The organism is Stenotrophomonas sp. PE591 (assembly GCF_018320795.1).
Classification (GTDB): Bacteria; Pseudomonadota; Gammaproteobacteria; order Xanthomonadales; family Xanthomonadaceae; genus Stenotrophomonas; species Stenotrophomonas maltophilia.
This window is the reverse complement of sequence record NZ_JAAOKO010000005.1, coordinates 80171-102966: the sequence shown is the minus strand read 5'-3', so window position 1 is coordinate 102966 and position 22796 is coordinate 80171. Positions and strand designations below refer to the sequence as shown.

Here is a 22796-nt window from a genome sequence, read left to right as displayed (position 1 = left end):
CCATGGACACCACGATGCTGATTCCGATGCTGGAACGGTTGGGCTGGACCAGCCTGCAGACCGTGCTGCTGGTGGCGCTGGTGTACGGCCTGTGCCGCGCGCTGCCGTCGCTGTCGGCGGCGACCCGCTGCCGCCTGTGGTGGCTGGTCTCGCTGCAGGCCGTGCTCGGCCTGTTCTGGAGCCAGCCGTTGCAGTTGGCCTGGCTGCCGGCGCCGCAGGCGGTGGCGATGACCGCGACCGACGTGGCCGCTGACATCGTCTACCCGCTGGCCCCGGAGGCCTCTGCGCAGTTGCTGGCCGCGATGCCGCTGCCCACGGCCGAAGTACCGGCAGTTGCATGGTGGGCGGTCGCACTCGCCGCGCTGTGGCTGTCCGGCGTGCTGATGATGGCGCTGCGCACCTTCGGTGAGTGGCGCCGCTGCCGCGCACTGCTGGCTGCGGCGTATCCCTGCGAGGACGAGGCGCTGGTGCAGGCCCTGCAGCTGGCCTCCGATGCCCACGGCGTGCGCCGTGCGCCGCGGCTGTGGATGAGCACGCAGGTGGACGCACCGCAGCTGGTCGGGCCGTTCCGCCCGGTGCTGCTGCTGCCGGCCGGCGACAACGTCCTGCAGGGCGATGCGCTGGACCTGGCACTGACCCACGAACTGCAGCACCTGCAGCGCCGTGACCTGCAATGGGGCCTGCTGCCCGCGCTGGCCCAGCACCTGTTCTTCTTCCACCCGCTGCTGCGCCTGTCGGTGCGCGAATACGCGCAGGCCCGCGAGGAAGCCGTGGATGCGGCGGTGGTCGGCCAACATGGCGCCAGCCGCCAGGCCTATGGCCGCCTGTTGCTGCAGCTGGGCGTGGCCCCGCAGCCGCATCTGGGCGTGGCCAGCGCCGCACCGAGCACCACCAGCCTCAAGCGTCGCCTGCTTTCGCTGCAGTCGCACCGGTCCTGCCCGCGTCTGCTGGCGGTGGCGCTGACCGCTGTGGTGGTGGTGGTGGGCGTGGCGCCGATGCGGCTGGTCGCAGCGCCGGTGCCGCCGGCCCCGCCCGCACCTCCAGCCGCCCCGAAGGCCGTGGTGCCGCCCCCGCCGAAGGCTCCGGAAGCACCGCCCGCACCAGCCTCGGCCGCGCGCGTTCCGGCCGAGCCGGTGGCTCCCGCACCGCCCGCAGAACCGGCCGATATGGAAGAACCCTCCGGTCCTGACGATGCCGATGTGGCCTATGTCGACGATGCCGCTGGCATGGATGAGGACCATGACGGCACCACCACCACCTCCTCCATCACGACCTACGGTCGCCTCGATCTGGGCAAGTCGCCCCGGGAGGCCTTCGTGCTGGTCGATGGTGATTCGACCTTCGCCAACGGCGGCATGGACGACGTGATGGTGGCCCGCAGGCAGCTCGGCAAGGGCCCGGCGCTGTGGTTCCGCCAGGGCGACAAGCGCTATGTGGTGCGCGACCCGATGCTGATCCAGACCCTGCAGCGTGCCTACAGCGGCGCCGCAGACCTGGGTCGCCAGCAGAGCGAACTGGGCCGCCAGCAGAGTGCGCTGGGCCGCCAGCAGGGCGACCTGGGCAAGCAGATGGGTGAGATGGGGCGTCTGCAGGGTGAAGAGGCGCGCCGCCTGGCACTGGCCGCAGCGGAGGCCGCGCGCAGTGCGATGGCCGCGCATGACATCAACCGCGAAGCGGCGGCCGAAGCGGCGAAGGCGGCGCGGGGCGCGACCAACGACGCGGCGGTTGCACGTGAGGCCGCACGTGAGGCTGCCGCCGAGGCGCGTCGTGCGATGCAGGAAGTGGACAACGAAACCGCGCGTGCCAGCCGCACCCGCGCCATGCAGCGTCTGGCCAGCCAGCAGTCTGAACTGGCCAACCGCCAGGCGGCGCTGGGCAGCCAACAGGCCGCGTTGGGCGAGCGCCAGGCACGCGTGCATGCGCAGGCATCGCAGCAGGCGCAGCAGGTGATTGCGCGCGCACTGGCCAGTGGCAAGGCCGAGCGACTCTGATCGGTAGTGCCGGCCGCTGGCCGGCAATGGGGGGTGCCGGCAAGCGGCCGGCACTACCCTGGGAACATCAACCGCAGCTGGCGCGCTCGATGCGGTTCTGCGCATCCACCTGCACGGTCACGCGGTCCTGGCGGAAGTCCATGGTCACCGCCATGCCCGGCTTGACCACCCGTGCATTGCGCGCACCGCTGTCAGCCACCAGTTTCTTGATCGTGGCTTCGTCGGCGGTCCTGCCGGTGAAGGCGTCCAGCGCCTCCGGTTTGCATTCGTGCGCGGCATCGGCCACGGGCGCTGGCGCGGGATCACGGGAGGTGCTGCTGCCGGCATGACTGCAGGCGGCCAAGGGCAGGATGGCGAGCAGGACCAGGGGATTGAGGCGCATCGTCGGGCTCCAGGCGTGGATGGTGGCGGCAGTGTCACCGCTGCCACCGTCAGGCCGCGTCAAGGCCTATTGACCGACCAGCGCCAGCGTCTCGCGCTCGCGCTGCTCCTCGTGCACCAGCCGTTGCAGCAGCAGGGCCAGGGTCACCACGTCCTGATGGTTGTGGTCGGCCACCCGGCGCAGGTTCACCGCGTCGCCGCCGCGCAGGAAGCGCAGCCATGCGCCGGGCGCTTCCGAGCCGGGCAGGTCGTCCTCGCGCACCACGCGCAGCAGCTGGCGCTCGATGGTGGACAGCCTGCAGTTCTCCCAGGTGCCGCGATAGCGGCGACGGGTGGGGTAGAGCAGGTCCACATGGTCCAGCGCGGTGATCGGATCGCGTTGGCGCGCCAGCCGGTAGCGCGCCTTCAGCAGCGGCGCATCGTAGCTGCGGCCGTTGTAGCTGCAGAACACGGTGGAGGGCTGCAGCCAACTGGCGAAGGTGGCCAGCATCGCTTCTTCCGCAGCCATGGTGGACATCAGCAGCTGGCGGATGCGCAGGCCTTCGCCACGTTGCGGGCACACGTGCCAGTCGGCCGCGCCGATCATGAAGGCACGCGTGCCGGTGCCACCGGCCAGGCCGGTGGTCTCGGTATCGAAGAACAGCAGGTCGCGCGCAGCTACGTGCTGGTCCTCGCGCTTGGCGAAGGCCAATGACAGCGGGGCAGTCGGGATTGGTTGCGGCTGCAGCGATTCGATCAGGAACAGGCCCGGCGCGATCTCCTCGCCGGGCAGCTGACGATCCTGTGCACTGGCGCGTGCCGGCGCGGCTCCACCGCGCGAACGCAGGCCGAGCAGGCGATGCAGACCGCCCACTTCCGGCCGACGCAGCGGTGCGGGTGCCGGTGTGGAGACCGCAGCGCCGGTCGGCTTGTGGCGGATCTCCTGTTCGACCCAGGCGAACACCGAACGTTCGGCCGGTGGTTGCCGCGCATCGTTCGCGGCCACGGGTGCCGGTGGCGCAGGGGGCACGTCCGGCGCGGCCGGTGTGCTCGCCTTCGGGTCGCCGGCCTGCCGGCGCAGCAGGCGCAGCTTGTCCAGGCTCAGGCTCACGGTGCCAGCAGCTCCATCGGGTCGCGCGTGGTCACCACCACATCGGGCACGTGCTGGCAGGCGTCGGCATCGAACAGGTCGAGCACGCGCAGCGCCAGCGCACGCGGCGAAGTCTCATCGTCTTCCTGCGCGGCCAGCACCGGGCCCACGCAGGCCGGGCAGCCGGCCCTGCAGTCGCAGCGCTGCACCAGTTCGCGCGCGCGCTGCACCAGTTCGGCCTGGCGCTGCCACAGCGGTTCGCTGAGGCCGACGCCGCCGGGGAAGTTGTCGTACAGGTAAACGGTGGGCACGAACTCCTGCAGCAGCTCCACCCCACCGGGATCGCCCTCGCTGCCGCGCAGCTGGCCGCGGCCGCTCTGGTCGGCGATCGCGAACCAGGAACCATCGCCGTTGCCCACCGACTTCTGCAGGTCGCGCGCATCGGCCATCACCGCCACGGTGGCGACGATGTGCAGTGCATACGCGGCGCCGAGGAAGCCATCCAGCGCATCCTGCTTGCTGGCGAACGCGCGCAGCAGCAGCGCCTGCGGCAGCTGCCACCACACCGCAGTGGTGTGCAGTTCCTGGTCGGGCAGGTTCACCGGTCCGTAGCCGATGTTCTCGTGGGTGTAATAGCGGATCTTCTTGTAGCCGGCCACGCGGCGCACCACGTGCACTTCGCCATGATGCGAATCGCCACGGCCGGCCACGCCGCCATCGAAACGGTCCAGCACCTTGAGCTTGGTGAAGTCGATGCTGTCGGTGTAGTAATCCACATGCGTGCGGGTGACGTAGGCCTTGCGGCCGTCCCAGTCCAGCGTCTCCACCTGGTACGGGGTGGACTGCACCATGTGGATGGCGCCCTCGTACAGGGTGAGCGCGGCGGCGGAGTAATCGACCTCGGCGATGATCTGCTGGCGGCCATCGCTGCGGTCGACCACCACGAAGTTGCCGTCGGCCACCGCACGCAGGCTGACCGCGTTGGCCGGATAGCTGTCGGCGATCCATTCCCAGCGCTCGCCTTCGCGGTGGATCACTTCTGTCTCTGCCAGCGCTTCCAGGAACACCTCCGGATCGATCGGGCCGAAGCCATCACCGACCCGGAACGGCAGCTCGAAGGCCGCGCAGCGGATATGGTCGAACAGGATCAGCGGCTGGTCCGGCGCGATGCGCGCGTGCTCGGGCGAGGCCTCGGCGAAGAAGTCCGGGTGGCGAACCACATACTGGTCCAGCGGCTGCGAGCTGGCCACCATCACTCCCAGTGCGGGTTGCTGGCGGCGGCCGGCGCGGCCGAAGCGCTGCCAGGTGGCGGCCACGCTGCCGGGGTAGCCGTTGAGGATGACCACGTCCAGGCTGCCGATATCCACGCCCAGTTCCAGTGCCGACGTGCTGACGATGCCGTCGATGTTGCCGGCACGCATCGCGCGCTCGGTCTCGCGCCGCTCGGTGGGCAGGTAGCCACCGCGGTAGGCGCGGATGCGCGGCGGTTTGCGCGGGTCGTGGTCGAAGATGTCCTTCAGGTACTTGGTCAGCACTTCCACCATCAAACGTGTCTGCGCGAACACCAGGGTCTTCAGCCCGGACTTGATCGCGATGCGCGCGATGCGGTTGCTCTGCGAGCGCGCAGAAGCGCGCAGGCCCAGGTCCGGATTGATCACCGGCGGGTTCCACAGCAGCACCTGCTTCGGCCCGCTGGGCGCACCGGATTCAGTGATGGCAGTCACCGGGGCCTCGATCAGCGCCTCGGCATGCGCCTGTGGGTTGCCGATGGTGGCCGAGCACAGGATGAACTGCGGTTGCACGCCGTAGAACGCGCAGATGCGCTTGAGCCGGCGCAGCACGTTGGTGACGTGGCTGCCGAACACGCCGCGGTAGGTGTGTACCTCGTCGATGACGATGTAGCGCAGGTTCTCGAAGAACTGCGCCCACTTGGTGTGATGCGGCAGGATGGCCTGGTGCAGCATGTCCGGGTTGGACACCACGATGTCGCCATGCAGGCGGATGGCCTGTCGTGCATCGCCGGGCGTGTCGCCATCGAAGGTGAAGGCCTTTACGCCCAGGTCGCCGGCGCGGTTGAGTTCCAGCAGCTCGGCCACCTGGTCCTGGGCCAGTGCCTTGGTCGGGAACAGGTACAGCGCCTTGGCCTTGTCCTGCATCGCGGCGCTGACCACCGGCAGGGTGTAGCACAGCGACTTGCCGCTGGCGGTGGGGGTGACGATGGCCACGTGCTCGCCGCGTTGGCTGGCCTCCCAGGCTTCGGCCTGATGGCTGTAGAGCTGTTCGATGCCACGCGCCTTCAGGGCGGCGGCCAGGGCCGGCGGTACCGACCCGGGAATGGGCGCATAGCGGCCTTCGCGGCCGGGAATGGCAAAGCTGCCGGTGATGCGGTCCTGGTAGCGGCGCTGCAGGCGCGCGCTGAGCAGGGCGCCGTCGCGGGCGGGCAGGCCGTCGCGCGTGGCGAGCTTCTGCTCGGCATCGGCGGTGCGCTTGGCGAGTTCGTAGGCCATGGAAGATGGAGCCGGGACGGATTGCGAGGGGTCACATGGCACCACACTCACGTCTCAGGATGTGAGACACCGCACACGGAGGGCGTGAACCGTTCAGTGCCCGCGTCCCGTGGCGTCGCCGCATCTCCCCTGGCTGAACAGCTGCCAGTGCAGCAACGAAATCTGAAGCCGGCATCCGTATCCTTGGGCGCTGGACGCAACCAACAGGTGGATGGCTGTGGCACGACGTGGAACGCAGGGAGCCCTCCTGGCCGGCATGCTGCTGGCCGGCATCGCGCAGGCGCAGCAGGCCGCGCCGGTGGCGGTGCCCGATCCTGCGCCCGTTCCCCCGGTGGATGCTTCGGCGGCAACCACCGCACCGATCTCCACCGCTCTGCCGCAGGACAACGTCACCACCCTCGGCGAAGTGCGTGCGCTCAAGCCGGAAGACGAGCCGCTGGATCTCTACCGCTTCAAGAACCCGGTGAAGTTCGGCGACAACCGCTTCAGCCGTGACTGGAGCGAACCGCCATCGCCGGAGCAGGTGAGCATGGGCGGCGGCTACATCATGATGGGCGTGGTCAAGGGTGTGATGGCGGCGGCCAAGGGGATCAACAAACTCACCGGCGGGCCTTCGCAGATCCAGGCCGCGGTGGCGCGGCCACCGCCGGAGCTGAGTGCCGAACAGCAGCGGCGTGCGCTGCGGTTCTGCCAGGAGCAAGGTGCGGGTGATGCGTCGCCGGTGAAGTAGGCCGGTATATCCTGCCGGCTTCCCCATCGGTGCCATCGCCATGTCCCTGCGTTCGTTCTGCCTGCTGGCCGCGTTGCTGCCAGCCTCCGCCTTCGCTTCCGGCATCGCCGATGACGGCGCCTGCCGCAATGGCGCGTTCCCGTCCGAACAGAGCCGGTTCGCACTGGCACGGGTGGTCGATGCTCCGCGCCTGTACCTGCTTGGCGACATGGACGGCTGCCCGGCCAAGGGCGAACCGGCCTGCCGACAGCGCAGCTATGTGGTCAACGGCGATACGGTGGTGACCGGGCGCGACCTGGGCGCTTATCGCTGCGCGTTCTTCCCCAACAGGGTGGGTGGCAGTGCCGGCTGGGTGGACCGCAGCAAGCTGCAGCCATTGCCGGTGGCCGTGCCGTCGCTGCAGGACTGGGCGGGCAACTGGAAGGACGGCGACAACGGCCTGCGCATCACCGTGCAGGGTGGGCAACTGCATGTGGAGGGGGACGCCTACTGGCCCTCCGCCAACCCCACGCCGGAGCAGCGTCCCTACGGACCGAACATGGGCCAGGTGGAAGCGCGCGCCGCGCCGCGCGGTGCCGACGTCGAGTTCGTCGAGGATACCTGCAAGGTACGCGTGCATTCGCTGGGCGAGGTGCTGATCGTGGCCGACAACAGCGAATGCGGTGGCATGAACGTGCGCTTCAACGGCGTGTACCGGCGCGCGGGCTCGCGTTGAAGAACGCCTGACGGAGGGGGGCAGAGCCCTTTCGCGGGCGAAAGGGATCCGACCCCGGGTCAGCGCCGCCGTTCCAGCCACCACAGCAGCGATGCGCACAACACGAACGCCAGCCACCACGGCCAGCGTGAGCCTGCCACGGGCTGCATCACCGACGCGTTCGCCGACGTGCTGGAGGCCAACGCCTGCGTGGTCGCATCGATCATCGCCTGCCGATGCAGTGCAGGTGCGTCCTTCGGGTCGAATGCATAGCGCCAGACGATACTGTCGCCATGCCGCAGGCGCTGCCAGCCTGCCTCACGGGGCCACCAGCCGGCGCAGCGCAGCGCCGACGTTGCACCATCGGCGATCAGCGGCACGCTGTCGCCACGCGGGTTGAAGGCCTGCAGCGGCGCCTGCACGCCGCACAGCGCCTGCCGTTCGCCTGCCCAGCTGATCGGCTGTGGTGACCACAGCGCATCACCGCTGCCCTGCGCGCGTGCCAGCGTGGCAACCACGTCGCTCCACAGTTCGCCGTGGCGGTCATCACGGCCTGCCAGCACCCAGCGCCAGCTGTCGGTCAGCGGCAGCAGGCCGATGCGGCCCTTGCCGACCGCGCGCCAGCCGCCGACGGCCTGGCCGCCCCGATCGTGCAGCAGCGCGTCGCTGCCCGGCGCCTGCAACGCCAGTGCTTCCAGCGAAGGCAGCGCGGCACTGTGCGAGCTGCGGTCGGCCTCTTCGCCGTAGCCGGTCGGCAATGTGCCAGCGGCGAGCGGGCCACGGCGTGCGGCGAGGACCGCGCTTTCGCCATCGCCGGGAAGTTCGAGGGGGTGGCTGCTGCCATCACCCTGCACTGGCAGGCCCAGATCGCGAAGGCGTTGCCGCGCGCTGGCCGAAGGTGCGCCCGCACTGCGCACCAGCACGCCCAGTCCATCGCGCAGCGCCTGGCGCACGGCGGCCAGCTTGCCCGCACTCAATGCCGCCAGGCTGCGCTCGTCCAGCAGCAACAGATCGCTGCGCGTGAGCGATGCTGCATCGATCGACACCGCGCCATCGCCGATGCTGAGTCCGGCCCCGGTATCCGCCTGCACCTGCACACGGATGCCTGCATCGGCTGCCCAGCGCCGCAGGTACTTCAGCTCTGGACCCGGCGCGCCGGCGCGCACCAGCAGGCGCAGCGGTGCGGACGGCAGGGTCTGCTGCGGCACCGGTACGCTGTCCACCACATGGCCGTCGGCATCGAGCAGGCGCAGCTGGAACACGCTGCGGCCTTCGGCGCGGGCGATGCCACTCAGCTGCACGCGGCCGTCGTCGGCAACGTCCGTGCGATCGACCACGCTGTCGGCCGGGTCGAGCAGTTCGGCCTTCGCCTTGGCCGCGCCACGCGCCTGTGCCTGCACGTCGAAGCGGGCACCGGGTGCGACATCGGCCGGCGGCTGCAGCGCGATCCAGCCGCGCGGCTCCGGTGCAGCCTGCCAACGCACATCCGGCGGCAGCACCGCGTCGCGGTCACGTGCGACCAGGCCCGCACCGACCAGCGTCAGCGTGGCGGCCGGATGCTGGCGCAGCGCGGTGGCCAGGTCGGGTACGCGCTGTGCGCCGGGCACATCGGCAGCTTCCGGCAACAGCAACAGCGGGCCTTCGCTGGCCGGGAGTGCGCCGGCCTTGCCCGCATCGACGCCAAGCACGACCAGCCCGCCTGCGGGCTGCTGGCGGGTGGGGGGCGCCAGGCAGAAATACAGCAGCGTGGCGACGACGATCTGCAGTGCGATCACGACCCACCGGCGGCCGGGGTGCGCAGTGTCCGCACGCAGCTGGCGCACGCTGGCGATGACCACGATCAGGGCGAGTGCCGGTGCAATCCACAGGTTCACAGCGGAGGCGTTCATGGCTGCGCCTCCAGCGCGTCGAGGTAGCGCTGGCCCATCGCATCGGCGGCACTGCGCCGCATCGCCTGTGGCAGCGGACGCTGCAGCGCCCGCCACAACTGTGCGCGCAGGCGCTGGCGACAGTCGCCGCAGTCGGGCTCGATGCGCAGCTGCTCGATGGCCGCAGCCAGATCGAGTGCATCGGGCAGGTAGGTGGCGTTGCGCTGCTGCCAGGCCGCCAGCGCATCGAGATCCGGTGCGCCGTTGTCATCACCGAGGCGTTGCCAGGCTTCAACGATGGCCGGGTCCGGCGGGGTTCGCGCGGCCAACGGCAGTTCACGACTGGCCAGTCCGGCGCGATCACCGCCCAGCCGGCGGCTTTCATCGATGGGTGGCAGCTCCTGCCCGACCCGGGCCAGGTAGATGCGCTCGGCCTGCTGCACCTGTTTGATGAAGCCCAGCGCCTTGTAGGCAAATGGCAGCGCCTGCTCCGGGCGGCCCTGGCGCAGCTCGCCTTCGGCCGACCACATCTGGTCCAGCGCGGCCTTCAACGTGGCGCGGGTCTGCGGATCGAGCAGGGTGGTCGCCTCGGCGTGGTCATGGGTGTGCCCGTATTCGGAAAGCACGTCGGTCTCGCTGCCGAACACCGGCGGGATATCTGCGTTGGCGGTACTGCCATGATCGTGGCCATGGTCGTCTTGCGCGCCGGCCTGCGCGCCATGGTCGTGTTCGTGATCGTCGTCGTGGCCGTCTGCGGTCGGCGCATCGCTGGTGGGCAGGTCGCTGGTCGGCGGCGGCTTCGGCGCACCTTCGCTTTCCTCGCCCAGGAACTGGCCGTAGCGCAGGCGCAGGATGCGCTGGTCGACACCGATCGCATCGCTGCGCTTCACGAAGTCCTCGGCGGCCAGGCTGCGTCGCTGCCGGATCAGCGCTTCGGCATCGATGATGATCTGCCGCTGGCTGCGGAAGTACGCAGGCAGGGTCTTCTTGATGCGGCCCTCGAGCTCTGCACCGAGCGCGACTTCGGCGCTGGGCAGGCGCAGGATCACGCTGCTGCTGCGCCCGGTCTGCGGCGTGGGTGCATGATTGTCGCGTACCTCCAGCTGGGCGATCACATCGTTGCCAGGCTGCGCGCCCAGCGCAGCCAGATCAAGGGTGTGGGCGAAACGCCGCGCGGCGGCTTCGCCGCTGCCGGCAAGTGTGACGCTGCGCTTCACGAAGGTGATGTTCTCACCGCTGCCCTGGGTAGTGGTGATCGACAGCGTTGCCTGCGCCGCGACACCGTAATCGTCGCTGGCCTCGAAGCGCAGTGCCCACTGCCGTTGCCCCGGCGTGCCCAGCACCAGGCTGGCCGTGGGCTCCAGTACGCGCACGCTGGGTGCACGGTCGGCCACCACATCCAGCCGATGCAGGCGGGTCTCTGCCAGTGCCGGTTCGCTCACCACGCGGTACAGCAGCGGCATACGTGCCACATCCTGCGCCTGCCACTGTCCTTCGCGCTCGCTCAGTGGCAAGCGGCGACCATCGTGGAACTGCAGCCACGCCTTGTCCGGGGCGCGGTCGAAGCGCAGGGACCAGGACAGCCGGCTGTCGGCGGCAACCTTCGCATCCAGCGCATTCTGGGTGAGCGTGGCCTGGCCGGTATAGGCCGGCGCGTCGATGCGCAGGCGGGTGGACTGCAGGCGCAGCGGGCCCGCAGCAGCAGCGCTGCCAGGCACCGGCGTGCGGACAGGCACGGAGCCGGGGCTGGAACGTGGCCAGCCGAATGCCAGCACAACAATGGCCAGGCCTGCGATCCAGCACAGCGCCAATGCCCCACGCGGCCAGCGTGGACGCAGCTCCGGCATCGCGCATTCCAGCATGGCCAGCACATGCGTGCGCTGGCGCTGCTGCAGCGGATTGAGCGTGGCGGCATCGGCGAACAGCAGATCGGCACTGTCCTCGCTGGCACCGCTGCCATCGAGCTGGCGCTGCAGCCACTGCCGGTCCAGCTGGCGGGCACGCGCAGTAGCGAAGGCCGCACACGCGAGCAGACTGACCGTGCCGACGACGCAGGCGATATCGAAGCCCGCAAGACGCAGGGCCGGCACCGTGGCGGCCAGCGCCCATGGCAGGCCCAACAGCAGGGTGATGAGCGCACCGCGGCGGCGTGCGCGTTGCCAGGCGTGCTGCAGGGTGTTCATGCGGCCACCCTGCGCCGGGCGCTGCTGGCCATCCAGCGTTCCAGCGCGAACAGCAGCACGACGGCCAGCAACAGCCAAGGCGTGGGCTCACGCAGCGGTGGTGTTGCAGCAGGCAATGCGGTCCGCTGCGGTGCCTGGTCACGTGCATCGCCCAGGCGCGGGGCCGTAGGCGGCTGCAGCGCCAGCAGCAGGGCACGTGGCAGGCGCGGATCGCGCAGCGCAGGGTTGCTGGCGGCATTCCAGCCACCCGGCAGCGCCAGCAGAGAGCCGTGGCCGATGCGTTGCTGCCACAGCAGTGGTGCGCCCTCGGCATCGCGCAGCAGGATGCTGGCGCTGGCAGCAGGCTTGGCGGCAGTCATGACACGACCGCCGCCGCGCAGCCACGCCTGCCAGTTCGCCGGCAGTGGATCGCTGCGGCTCCACACGCCGATCTCACCGCGCTCCGGCAGGGCATCCGCCGGCAGCGGAGCAAGCGGTGCCTGCACGCCCCACGCGCGCTGCAGTGCGTTCAACCAGCGCTGGGCAGTGGCCGAAGCATCGCTGTGCACGCGCAGGCGCGGCGACATCGCGGCACTCGGTTGCGCAGTGACCGGTATCGGCTGCGTGTGCCATTGCACGTCGCGCGACAGCTGCAGGCGGGCGCCATCCAGGCTGGGCAGGGGATCGGGAACGTGCACGGTCAATGCGGTGCCAACGGGCAGCTGCGCGTCCAGTTCGCGCAGCAGGCTGGGCAGGGATGCGCTGGCTGCAGGTGGTGCCTGATCAATGGCGGGGAAGCCGGGTGCCAGCCAGTGCCAGTTGCCATCCTCGGCCGTTCCACGCAGGGCCGTAGCATCCAGTCCCGGCGCTACCACGGTCCATGCAGCGGGAGGCGCCGTCGGGCCAGTCAACGCAGGTCGTGCCAGCAGCAATGCCAGTGCGGCCAGCAACAGCAGGCGCACCAGCAGCAACGGCCAGTCATCGAAGCGGATGCGCTGGCGCGGCCGGATCTGCGCGCGCAGCCAGCGCAGCGCGGCGAAATCCAGTGGCGTGTACGGATGGCGGCGGGCCAGGTGGATCAGCAGCGGCAGCAACCCTGCAGCGAGCGCGGCCAGGCCGAGCGGGAACAGCAGGGTCATGCATCGCCCCCACGGCCAAACAGCGCCTGCAGCGCCTGGTCCAGCGGCTGGTCGAGCCAGCCGGTGGCACTGGCAATCCCGTTGGCCTGCAGGCGCGCATGCAATGCGCTGCGTGCGTCGGCGAAGCGCTGCAGGTAGTCAGCGCGGATCGCCGCGCCATCGCCCAGCAGTTCCTCGCCGGTCTCCGGGTCGCGGAAGCGGTGGCCGGCGTCGAACGGGAAGTCGCGCTCGTCGGCGGTGAGGATCTGCAGCAGTGCCACTTCGCGGCGCGCGCTGGCCAGTTGTTCCAGCAGCACGATGCCGGCGTCGTCGAAGCCATCGCCGATTGCCAGCAGCAGGTCGCCCGGGCGCACGCGCTCCCACAGCGGGCGAAGGCGATCGGCCGCAGGCCAGGCGCCGCGCGCCTGCAGGGCATGCAGTTGCAGATGCACGCGATCACGCTGGCGCGCGCCGTTCGCCGCAGGCACCAGTTGCAGGCCAGCGCCATTGATCGCCAGCAGGCCGAAGCGATCACCCTGTTGCAGGGCCAGTTCAACCAGGCACGCGGCCACGCCACGCATGTGGTCCAGGCGCGTGCGCTGCGGTACCGCGCGATCCGCCTGATCGGCCGAAGCGGTGGCGTCTAGCAGCAGCCAGACCGTGATCGGGCTTTCGCGTTCGGACTCGCGCACGAAGAAGCGGTCCGAGCGTGCATACAGCTTCCAGTCGATCTGGCGGAGTTCGTCACCAGGCTCATAGGCACGGTACTGGGCGAATTCGAGGCCGGCACCGCGGCTGCGGCTGGCGTGCTGGCCGATGCCGCTTGCACCGCTGGCCAGGCGCGGCCGCAGCCGCAACATGCGCAAGCGCGCACGCAGTTCCGGCGGCAGGGTCAACGGCGTACCTGCGTTCACGCGTGGCTCAACCCGGGAAGGGCACGGCCTGCAGCAGCGCGGCGACCACGTCGTCGGCACGCTTCTGCTCGGCCTCGGCGGCGAACGACAGCAGCAGGCGATGGCGCATTACCGGCGCGGCCAGCGCCTGTACGTCCTCGCGGGTGGCGGCGAAACGGCCCTGCAGCAGTGCGCGTGCCTTCGCTGCCAGCACCAGCGACTGGCCGGCACGCGGGCCGGCGCCCCACTTCACCCATTGGTTGATCGCCGCCGGAGCACCGTCGCCGGGCCGGCTGGCGCGCACCAGGCGGGTGATCCAGGCCAGCACATCCGGGCTGACATGCACCTGGCGCACCGCGGCCTGCAGCGCGATCACCGCGTCGGCATCCATCACCTTCGGCACCGCGTCGGTGGCACCGCCGGTGGTCTGTTCCAGGATCTGCCGCTCCTCGTCTTCGCTGGGGTAATCCACCAGCACGTGCAGCAGGAAGCGGTCCAGCTGCGCTTCCGGCAGCGGGTAGGTTCCGGCCTGCTCGATCGGGTTCTGCGTGGCCAGCACGAAGAACGGCGCGGGCAGCGCGTAGGTGGTACCAGCGTAGCTGACCGTGCGTTCCTGCATCGCTTCCAGCAGTGCGGCCTGGGTCTTGGGTGGGGTGCGGTTGAGTTCGTCAGCCAGCAGCAGGTGGGTGAAGATCGGGCCCTGCTGGAAGCGGAAGTGGCGATGGCCGGTGCCGTGGTCTTCCTCCAGCAGCTCGGTACCGAGGATGTCGCTGGGCATCAGGTCGGGGGTGAACTGCACGCGCCGGAACTGCAGCTCCAGTGCCTGGCCGAGCGAGCGCACCAGCAGGGTCTTGCCGAGCCCGGGTGCGCCTTCCAGCAGGCAGTGGCCGCCGGCCAGCAGGCCGATCAGCAGCTGCTCGACCACGGTGTGCTGGCCCACCACGGCGCGTGCGAGCGCGGCGCGCAGCTCATCCAGGCGCGGCAACAGGGAATCGAGGTCGGGGGAGGTCATGGGCGTGCAGGTCCTATCAATTGTTCAACGCGTACATCACGATGTTGACGCCGAAGCGGGTGTTGTCTTCGGACAGGAAGCGCTTGTTGCGCCAGTCGTAGTCCCACTCGCAGCCGTAGTCCTTGTTGCTGTACAGCAGGCCCAGGCGGCCGTCGACCTCGATGCCCTTCAGGTAGTCGTGCACCAGGTCGTCGCCCCAGCCGTTGAGTTCGAAGCTGGTGGCAGGCGGGCCATCCGGGAAGCGGAAGAAACTGCGGTACAGCGGGTGGCTGTTGGGCAGCTTCTGCAATGCCCTGGACCCGAACAGGCGACCCATCTGCGCCTCGAACGAGGTAGCGAACAGGCCGTCGATGTCGTGGTTGCAGTCGTCGACGAAGACGAAGCCGCCATTGCGCACGTAGCGCACGAAGTTCTGCCGCTCGGCGGCGTTGAACTCCACCAGCGTGTGCCCGGCCAGGTAGCAGAACGGCGCCTCCAGCATGCGTGGGTCGGCCAGCGCCACCACGTGTTCCTGCGGGTCCACGCGCAGCGAGGTGTAGTCGATCAGCGAGGTGATCAGGTTGGACGGCATGCGCGCGTCCACGTCCCAGTCACCGGAGTCGTACTGAAGGCGGGTGAACCAGAAGTCGTAGCGCGAACTGCGCGGGCCTGCCTGTGCCCAGGTTGGCAGCGCCGCCGCCGAAGCGGCAGCGGCCAACCAGCGCAGGCAGGCCCGGCGATCCATCAGACCGCGTCGGACAGCGAAGTGAAGGTGAAATCGCGCAGCTTCATCGGCGGGATCATCATCACGTAGCTGGATTCATCACCGGCCACGCGCACCGGCTTGCCCAGCTCTTCGATGTTGTTGAGCATGATCACCGGCGATTCGTTGAAGCGGAAGTTCTTCACCGGATGCTTGATCTGGCCGTTCTCGATGTAGAAGGTGCCGTCGCGGGTCAGGCCGGTCAGCAGCACGGTCTGCGGATCGACCATGCGGATGTACCAGGTGCGGGTGACCAGGATGCCCTTCTGGGTGCCGCGAACCAGTTCGGCGGTGCTCTTGTCGCCACCGCTCATCAGCAGGTTGCCCGGCGACGCCTTGGCGGTCTTGCCCTGCTTCTGCGCCCAGAAGCGCGAGTAGTCCAGGTTGGCGATCCTGCCGTTCTCGATGATGGCCATGCGCTCGCGGGGCAGGCCCTCGTTGTCCCAGGGCAGCACCGGTGCGTCCGGGTGCCACGGGTCGGCGATCATGGTCACGCGCGGGTCGTAGACCTGCTCGCCCAGCTTGTTGCCGCCGCCCTTCTTGGACAGGAAGCTGCGGCCTTCATCGGCCGAGCGTGCGCTGAAGAAGTTCATCATGAAGCTGATCAGGCCGGCCGCCGCAGCCGGCTCCAGGATCACCGTGTACTTGCCCGGTTCCAGCGCTTTGGCTTCGGCCGATTCGGTGGCCTTGCGCATGGCGATGCGGATGTCCTGGTCCGCCTTGAAGTCAGCCGCATCCTTCAGGTTGCGGCCGACCCAGCCCGAACCACGGCCATCCTCGGTGCGCACGGTGCAGGTGTAGTTGAAGTTGGTGGTGCGCTGGTAGGCGAAGTTGCCGTTGCTGTTGGCGGTGGCCTGGAAGCCCTGGCCGTCTTCGAGGAAGCCGGCGGCGATCAGGCCATGGCCACGGCACGGCGCGATTGAATCTGCGGCAACCTTGGCACGGAATGCCGGATCGATCGCGGCAGTGGATTCGCTGAAGGTGGGGCTGGCGCGGTAGGTCTGCTTGCCGATGGCCGGCATGAACTCCGGGTTTTCCGGGGCCAGGCGGGCCAGGTCTTCGGCACGGCGCACCACGCGTTCCAGCGCGGCATCGTCGAACTCGTTGATCGAGGCCGTGCCGACGCGCTTGCCGAAGGCAACGGTGACCGCCAGTTCGGTGTTGTCGACGATGCCGCTGGTGGAGACATTGTTCAGTGCGAAACGGATGTTGCCGTCGATCGCGCCGGCCAGCACGGCGGTGCATTCGTCGGCCTTGGACAGGGCGATGACCTTGTCGAGGATGGCCTTGGCCTGGGCTTCGGTGAAGATACTCATGGTGTAAGGGCTCCTGACCGATCAGCCGAGGCTGCGTGCGGTGTTGATGACGTTGATGCCGTTGAAGCGCGCGGTGGACGAACCGTGCGAGACCGCCGAGACCTGGCCCGGCTGGCCCTTGCCGTCGAAGAACGAACCGCCCAGGCGGTAGTCACGCTCGTCGGCCACGGCGGTGCAGGCGTTCCAGAACTCCGGCGTGCGGATCTGGTAGGCCACGTCTTCCAGCATGCGGGTGATCTGGCCGTTCTTGATCTCGTAGAACAGCTGGCCGCCGAACTGCGCGTTGTAGCGCTGCTGGTCGATCGAGAACGAACCATCACCGATGATGTAGATGCCGTTCTCCACGTCCTTGATCAGGTCCGGCACGCTCAATGGCTTCTTGCCCGGTGCCATCGACACGTTGGCCATGCGCTGGAACTGCACGCTGGACCACGAGTCGGCATAGCAGCAGCCGTCGGACTCGGTCTTGCCGAGGATGTGGGCCTGGTCGCGGATGGTCTGGTAGTCCACCAGCTTGCCGTTGCTGATCAGGTCCCAGCGCTTGCACTTCACGCCTTCATCGTCGTACGCCACTGCGCCGAGGCTGCCCGGCTGGGTCTTGTCGGCGAAGATGTTGACCAGCTCGCTGCCGTACTGGAAATGCTGTTCGCGCTTGTCCAGGGTGGCGAAGCTGGTACCGGCGTAGTTGGCTTCGTAGCCGAGCACGCGATCCAGTTCCAGCGGGTGGCCGATCGATTCGTGGATGGTCAGCCAGGTGTGCGACGGGTCGAGCACCAGGTCGTACTTGCCCGGCTTCACCGACGGTGCCTTCAGCTTTTCCTGCGCCTGCCGGGCAGCGGCGATGGCGTCTTCCTTCATGTCGTAGGAAGAACTGTAGTTGACCACGCCATTGGGGCTGACCACCTTGCCGGCGGCGGCGCCGTCCAGGTACTCGTAGCCCAGGCCCATCGGCGAGGACAGGCCCGAACGAGTGCGGAACTTGCCGCTGGCCTTGTCGATGGCGGTGACCGTCATCGGCGCCCAGATGCGGTGCACGTCCTGGTCGATGTAGGAACCATCGGTGGAAGCGAAGTACTTCTGCTCGTTGACCAGGAACAGCATCGAATTGACGAAGCTGGCGCCAGCGCCCATTGCGGCGGCGTTGACGTCCAGCAGCAGCCCGACCTTGTCCTTGATCGGCACCTCCATCGCATTCTTGCGGATCGGCGTGCGCCAGCTCACCTCACCGACGCCCGGCGCCTTGGCCAGCTGCACCGGCGCGGTCTGCACGCCGGCATTGGCCTTGGCGATCGCCGCCGCCTGCTGCGCGGCCTTGGCCACATCGGCCGTACCCAGCGCATTGGTGGCGGCAAAGCCCCAGGCGCCGTTGACGATCACGCGGATGCCCACGCCGGTGGACTCGGTGTTCACCACGTTCTGCACCTTGTCCTCGCGGGTGATCACGAACTGCCGCAGGTAACGGCCGATGCGCACGTCGCAGTAGGTGGCGCCGGCCTGGCGGGCGGCGGCCAGCGCCGCATCGGCCAGGCGCTTCTTCAGCCCCAGGTCCAGCGAGCTCTGCAGCTGTTCGGCGGCGATCACCTTGCCGAAGAAGGAGGGCACGATCAGCCCGCCCGCGGTAAGCCCGGTCAGGGCCAGGAAGTCACGTCTTTGCAAGGCTGCTCTCCATGTCGAAGGATGGGTGGCTCAAGCGCCGAGACTGCGCGCGGTGTTGATGATGTTGATGCCGTTGAAGCGGGTGGTGGACGAACCGTGCGAGACCGCCGAGACCTGGCCGGGCTGGCCCTTGCCGTCGAAGAACGAACCGCCCAGGCGGAAGTCGCGTTCATCGCAGATGGCGGTGCAGGCATTCCAGAATTCCGGCGTTCGGATCTGGTAGGCCGCATCCTCGACCATGCCAGCGATCTTTCCGTCCTTGATCTGGTAGTACAGCTGGCCGCCGAACTGCGCGTTGTAGCGCTGCTGGTCGATCGAATACGAACCGCGGCCGTGGATCCAGATGCCGTTCTCCACGTCCTTGATCATGTCCTCGACGCTGAGCGGCTGCTTGCCCGGCGCCAGTGAGACATTGGCCATGCGCTGGAACTGCACGCTGGACCAGGAATCGGCATAGCTGCAGCCATGCGATGCATCGCGGCCGAGGATATGGGCCTCGTCGCGGGTGGCCTGGTAGTCAACCAGGATGCCGTCGCGCACCAGGTCCCAACGCTGCGTCTTCACCCCTTCATCGTCGTAGCCGACGGCGCCGAGGCTGCCCGGCTGGGTCTTGTCGGCGAAGAAGGTGACGATGTCGCTGCCCCAGCGGAAACCCGCATCGCGCTTGTCCAGGGTGGCGAAGCTGGTGCCGGCGTAGTTGGCTTCGTAGCCGAGCACGCGGTCCAGCTCCAGCGGGTGGCCGACGTTCTCGTGGATGGTCAGGAACAGGTTGGACGGGTCCAGCACCAGGTCGTACTTGCCGGGCTTTACCGACGGCGCCTTCAGCTTCTCGCGGGCGTGGCGGGCGGCCGCGATGGCGTCCTCGACCGGGTCGTAGGAATCGCGGTAGGCGGTGATGCCGCCGGGCAGCTGCACCTTGCCACTCGCATCGCCATCGAGGAACTCGTAGCCCATGCCCATCGGCGAGGACAGGCCAGCGCGGGTACGGAACCTGCCGCTGGCCTTGTCGATGGCGGTGGCGGTGAACGGCAGCCAGATGCGGTGGATGTCCTGGTCGATGAACGAGCCGTCGCTGGAGGCGAAGTACTTCTGTTCGTTGACCAGGAACAGGGTGGAATTGATGTAGTCGGCACCCGCATTCAGCGCGGCGGCGTTGAGCGCCAGCAGCAGTTCGACCTTGTCCTGGATCGGCACCGCCATTGCGTTCCTGCGGATCGGGGTCTGCCAGCGCACCTCGCCGACCGACGACGTCGGCGCCAGCTGCACCGGCCGGGTCTGGATGCTGGCGTTGGCGCGTGCGATCGCGGCCGCCTGCTCGACTGCGGCGCGCACGGCGGCCTCGGTCTGCTGATGGGTGGCGGCGAAGCCCCAGGCGCCGTTGACGATCACGCGCACGCCCACGCCGGACGACTCGCGGTTGGTCACATTGCCGACCTGGTGTTCGCGGGTGATGACCGACTGGTTGAGATAGCGGCCGATGCGGACATCGCAGTAGCTGGCCTTGGCGGTGCGTGCGGCGGCCAGCGCCACGTCCGCCAGGCGCCTGCGCTGGGCGGTATCGACCGGGGCAAGCAGCTGCTCGGCGGCGATGGCACGGGAATGCGGCAGCAGCAGGCCCGCCAGGCCCAGACCGGAAAAAGCCAGGAACTCACGTCGTTGCACAGCGTTTCTCTCTCTCGCTTGCGTGCGGTTGGCAATGGGCCGGACCGATCACGTCAACTCCTCGACTTTCGCCAGCGCGGGGCGTGGGGACAAGTGACTGCAGTCATGGTTGGGGGTGTTTCGGCAGGGCTGCGCCCTGCACCTGCACAGAGCAACGGCAACGGCCAAAGCCAGAGCCAGAGCCAGAGCGGCATTCCGTGGGATGGCGGGGCGGTGTGGGTGGGCAGGACACGCCGTAAACCCGTCCCTGGGGGCTCGATGGCGCCATCCATGGCGCCAACGGTCCTGCCCACCCACACCGCCCCACCTCTGACAGCTGGCCGGTGGCTGTTGGTGGGTGCCGACCGTTGGTCGGCACATCTGTCAGATATCGAATGAAATTCGGGGTCAGATCCGTTTTCCTGCGGAAAACGGATCTGACCCCAAGAGTGTTTCCGACAGATCGCGGCCAACTGTCGAAGGCGGGGTGGGTCCGGTTGAGGGGGCGTGAGCCGCATGGATGCGGCGACCGAGCTTACATGGACGTACTTGCAGCGTCCCCCTCAATCGGACCCACCCCGTCATCCCACGGAAAGCCCGCTTTTGAATTTGACGTGGCTGTTGCCGTTGCTGTGGCTTGAAGCAGGTGCAGGGCTGCAAGCCCTGCCGAGCAACACCCCCTCGTGCACAATGGGGCCGACCCCGCCTGGACCCCGTCCTGATGTCGAGCAAGCCGTATTCAGAAGCCTGCGAACGCAACCGCGAACCGATCGCGGCCGCGCTCGACCCGTGGATGGGCGACCGCCATCGGGTGCTGGAGATCGGCAGTGGCACCGGCCAGCATGCGGCCTTCTTCGCCGAGCGCTGGCCGTGGCTGCGCTGGCAGCCCAGTGATCATCCGGACCATCTGCCCGGCATCGAGGCCTGGCGTGCAGAGGCCGCGCTGCTGAACCTGTTGCCGCCGCTGGCGCTGCAAGTGGAACTACCGCCAGCGCCCGGCCTGTCGCTGCCCGAGGGCACCACGTTTGATGCCGCATTCAGCGCCAACACGCTGCACATCATGAGCTGGGAACACGTGCAGGCACTGTTCGCCGCGCTGCCACCGCTGCTGCGCCACGGTGCGCTGCTGGCGGTCTACGGCCCGTTCAACTACGGCGGCCGCTACACCAGCGACAGCAACGCGCAGTTCGATGCGTGGCTGAAGGCACGTGACCCGCGCAGCGGCATACGCGATGTGGAAGCCGTGCAGGCGCTGGCCGAGGACAACGGCTTCACCCGCCTGCGCGACGTGGCGATGCCGGCCAACAACCGCCTCCTGCTGTGGCGGTTGGGGTGATCAAGCCTCGGGGGCCATGCTGGAAAGGCGTGCTGCCGCAGCACGAAGTCCGTTGAAAATCGGTTCGGACACGTTTGAGGGGAAGTCATCCGGGAGCTGACGGGTGACCTGCTGGATGGCGGGCTCGACGGCCGCGATCAATGTCTTGATCCATGGTTCTGCACCATCGGCAACGCCGCAGGCGCGCGCGGTTTCATTCCAGTGCCGCCGTCGCACAAGGTGCAGTTTCCGGTGGCGGTTCTTGCCATGTACGGCCATGGCGAGCTGTGCGTTTCGTGGATCGAGTTGATTGGGTCCCCTGCCGAGGATGGGATATACCGACAGCACGTCGTAGACGGGCGTCAGGCGGAAGCGTCCGCCGGCTTCCAGGTGAACACTGAAATTCTTGGCATGGCCGTCGGTTGCGGCCAGCATCCAGAAAAGAATCTGCGTCTTGAAGAAGATCGCGCGATCCTCGGGGTGTTCGGACTGTCGAAGCAGATCCATGATCGGAACGATACCGGGGCCGCCATCGGATTCATACTTTCTGGCAGCCGGCAGACCAAAGACCTGACACATGTCTTCCTGTGGCAGTCGCAGCCACCACCGGCGGTCGGCAGACAGGCGACGGTCAAACCGCTCGACAATGAGAGCACGTTGGTCGTTGAAGCGGCCCATCTGCGTCTCGGCCACGGGGATATCAAAGGCGGAAAGCAGATGCATGCACAGCCATTCATTCTCCACGGACTGGTGCATGTCTGCCCGCATGTTGCCAACAATGCCAAGCGGCAGCTTGAAGATGTGAGTGGATGGTGTGTTGCCGGTAGGAATGCACCATTTGCCAGCATGCAGCAGAAGACCGGTCTTTTCCTGCGCACCGGCGATGGAAATGCGGAATGCATCATCACGGCTGGGTGCGCCAGGCAGGTTCCCTGTCGTCACCTGACGCAGGATCGTAGCGACACCTGCTTCGTCCAACACCTCGCACGTGATCTGCTGGATGTCTTCGGGTGGATGCGCTGGCGGCAACAGCTGCACTGCGCCGACACAATCCCGTCCAATGGCTTCAAGAAGATCGAACGTATCGCTGCCGCGCGTGGCGAACCGGTCGCGGATCCGGTTGCGTATGGCGACGTTATCGGGAAGAAGGTTATCGAAGTAGTCGTTGACGACGTTGCCCCGATGGCTCTCGCCATCTGGGAGCAGGGGTAGAGAGAGCGACAACGGTCGGGACTGGGGCGAGCTGATCCACTGGCTGACATACGACAACCTGGATGACCCGTTCCGGACATCATCCCAAAGTGCGACTTCCACACCATTCATCCAGACCTGCAGCGTACCCATGGCTCACCACTCCAATGACGACGTGTTCTCCTGGGGACTTCGTTGCTGGAGGCTGACCTCCAGACCCAGCACCGCCCAGATCCGCATCAGGCGTTCAAAACTTGCCGATGCAGGGTCGCGTTCCAGCGCGCCCACTGCCTGGCGGCTGATCCCGAGTCGCTCCGCCAGCTGAGCCTGGCTCAGGCCCGCCTGGCGCCGGAAAGCACGCATCAGGGGCGCAAGTTGTTGGGCTGTCCTCACTGTGTGCAGCGGCCTGTCCATACCGGCAGTCCTCAAGGAAAGATGACCGTACGCCAACGCGTACGCAAAGGATAGGTTGCTTTACGACAAGCAACCTATCGCTTTCTCGCTGAGGAG

18 protein-coding genes are annotated in these 22796 nt (G+C 68.2%); 4 read left to right on the top strand and 14 right to left on the bottom strand.

All coding sequences use genetic code 11. The features are described 5' to 3' along the window. The first annotated feature begins 2 nt into the window (after window positions 1–2). The gene (locus JLDANKMP_RS14200; RefSeq protein WP_212561462.1) at window positions 3–1991 is read left to right on the top strand and encodes a M56 family metallopeptidase; all 1989 of its coding nucleotides are present in this window, start codon (window positions 3–5) and stop codon (window positions 1989–1991) included. Window positions 1992–2058: 67 nt separating this feature from the next. Here the strand turns inward: JLDANKMP_RS14200 and JLDANKMP_RS14195 are convergent, their stop codons facing one another. From JLDANKMP_RS14195 to JLDANKMP_RS14185, 3 genes are all read right to left on the bottom strand, one after another. Next, window positions 2059–2373 carry an I78 family peptidase inhibitor gene (locus JLDANKMP_RS14195; RefSeq protein ID WP_005407518.1) on the bottom strand — a complete coding sequence of 105 codons (315 nt, stop codon included), beginning with the start codon at window positions 2371–2373 and terminating at the stop codon, window positions 2059–2061. A 66-nt stretch (window positions 2374–2439) separates the two neighbouring features. Next, window positions 2440–3462, bottom strand: coding sequence for a ribonuclease H-like domain-containing protein (locus tag JLDANKMP_RS14190; RefSeq protein WP_049460837.1), 1023 nt, complete (start codon window positions 3460–3462; stop codon window positions 2440–2442). Further along, window positions 3459–5948 carry a DEAD/DEAH box helicase gene (locus JLDANKMP_RS14185; protein ID WP_049449752.1) on the bottom strand — a complete coding sequence of 830 codons (2490 nt, stop codon included), beginning with the start codon at window positions 5946–5948 and terminating at the stop codon, window positions 3459–3461. Before JLDANKMP_RS14185 ends, JLDANKMP_RS14190 begins: the two co-directional genes overlap by 4 nt. A 211-nt stretch (window positions 5949–6159) precedes the next feature. On the opposite strand from JLDANKMP_RS14185, the gene JLDANKMP_RS14180 reads away from it, so the two are divergent. Further along, entirely contained in the window at window positions 6160–6678 is a 519-nt protein-coding gene (locus JLDANKMP_RS14180; protein WP_212561461.1) for a hypothetical protein, read from the top strand. Window positions 6679–6718: 40 nt separating this feature from the next. Next, complete coding sequence (locus JLDANKMP_RS14175) at window positions 6719–7393, top strand: hypothetical protein (RefSeq protein WP_012478708.1); 675 nt, start codon at window positions 6719–6721, stop codon at window positions 7391–7393. A gap of 59 nt (window positions 7394–7452) precedes the next feature. On the opposite strand, the gene JLDANKMP_RS14170 is transcribed toward JLDANKMP_RS14175, so the two are convergent. Genes JLDANKMP_RS14170 through JLDANKMP_RS14130 form a run of 9 tightly spaced genes read right to left on the bottom strand, consistent with a single transcriptional unit; the run spans window position 7453 to window position 19801 of the window. Beyond that, window positions 7453–9261 carry a hypothetical protein gene (locus JLDANKMP_RS14170; RefSeq protein ID WP_212561460.1) on the bottom strand — a complete coding sequence of 603 codons (1809 nt, stop codon included), beginning with the start codon at window positions 9259–9261 and terminating at the stop codon, window positions 7453–7455. Next, on the bottom strand, window positions 9258–11423 hold the full coding sequence (locus JLDANKMP_RS14165; RefSeq protein WP_212561459.1) for a hypothetical protein: 2166 nt from the start codon (window positions 11421–11423) through the stop codon (window positions 9258–9260). The genes JLDANKMP_RS14170 and JLDANKMP_RS14165 overlap by 4 nt, the downstream gene beginning before the upstream one ends. Further along, entirely contained in the window at window positions 11420–12541 is a 1122-nt protein-coding gene (locus JLDANKMP_RS14160) for a BatA domain-containing protein (RefSeq protein ID WP_212561458.1), read from the bottom strand. Before JLDANKMP_RS14160 ends, JLDANKMP_RS14165 begins: the two co-directional genes overlap by 4 nt. Further along, the gene (locus JLDANKMP_RS14155) at window positions 12538–13434 is read right to left on the bottom strand and encodes a DUF58 domain-containing protein (RefSeq protein ID WP_212561457.1); all 897 of its coding nucleotides are present in this window, start codon (window positions 13432–13434) and stop codon (window positions 12538–12540) included. Before JLDANKMP_RS14155 ends, JLDANKMP_RS14160 begins: the two co-directional genes overlap by 4 nt. A 7-nt stretch (window positions 13435–13441) precedes the next feature. Further along, on the bottom strand, window positions 13442–14425 hold the full coding sequence (locus JLDANKMP_RS14150) for a MoxR family ATPase (protein WP_212561456.1): 984 nt from the start codon (window positions 14423–14425) through the stop codon (window positions 13442–13444). 16 nt (window positions 14426–14441) lie between these two features. Further along, complete coding sequence (locus JLDANKMP_RS14145; protein ID WP_212561455.1) at window positions 14442–15149, bottom strand: DUF4159 domain-containing protein; 708 nt, start codon at window positions 15147–15149, stop codon at window positions 14442–14444. Continuing rightward, window positions 15149–16483, bottom strand: coding sequence for a TldD/PmbA family protein (locus JLDANKMP_RS14140; protein ID WP_005407529.1), 1335 nt, complete (start codon window positions 16481–16483; stop codon window positions 15149–15151). The genes JLDANKMP_RS14145 and JLDANKMP_RS14140 overlap by 1 nt, the downstream gene beginning before the upstream one ends. 21 nt (window positions 16484–16504) lie before the next feature. Beyond that, window positions 16505–18139: a TldD/PmbA family protein gene (locus tag JLDANKMP_RS14135; protein ID WP_212561454.1), complete on the bottom strand. Its 1635-nt coding sequence runs from the start codon at window positions 18137–18139 to the stop codon at window positions 16505–16507. Window positions 18140–18169: 30 nt separating this feature from the next. Then, complete coding sequence (locus tag JLDANKMP_RS14130) at window positions 18170–19801, bottom strand: TldD/PmbA family protein (protein ID WP_212561453.1); 1632 nt, start codon at window positions 19799–19801, stop codon at window positions 18170–18172. A 700-nt stretch (window positions 19802–20501) separates the two neighbouring features. Here JLDANKMP_RS14130 and JLDANKMP_RS14125 point away from each other — a divergent pair. Beyond that, the gene (locus JLDANKMP_RS14125) at window positions 20502–21116 is read left to right on the top strand and encodes a DUF938 domain-containing protein (protein ID WP_212561452.1); all 615 of its coding nucleotides are present in this window, start codon (window positions 20502–20504) and stop codon (window positions 21114–21116) included. Here the strand turns inward: JLDANKMP_RS14125 and JLDANKMP_RS14120 are convergent, their stop codons facing one another. Both JLDANKMP_RS14120 and JLDANKMP_RS14115 read right to left on the bottom strand, forming a co-directional pair. Continuing rightward, a complete protein-coding gene (locus tag JLDANKMP_RS14120) occupies window positions 21117–22439 on the bottom strand; it encodes a type II toxin-antitoxin system HipA family toxin (protein ID WP_038646246.1) in 1323 nt (440 codons plus the stop codon). Between the two features lie 3 nt (window positions 22440–22442). Continuing rightward, a complete protein-coding gene (locus JLDANKMP_RS14115) occupies window positions 22443–22700 on the bottom strand; it encodes a helix-turn-helix transcriptional regulator (protein ID WP_005407534.1) in 258 nt (85 codons plus the stop codon). Between the last annotated feature and the right edge of the window lie 96 nt (window positions 22701–22796).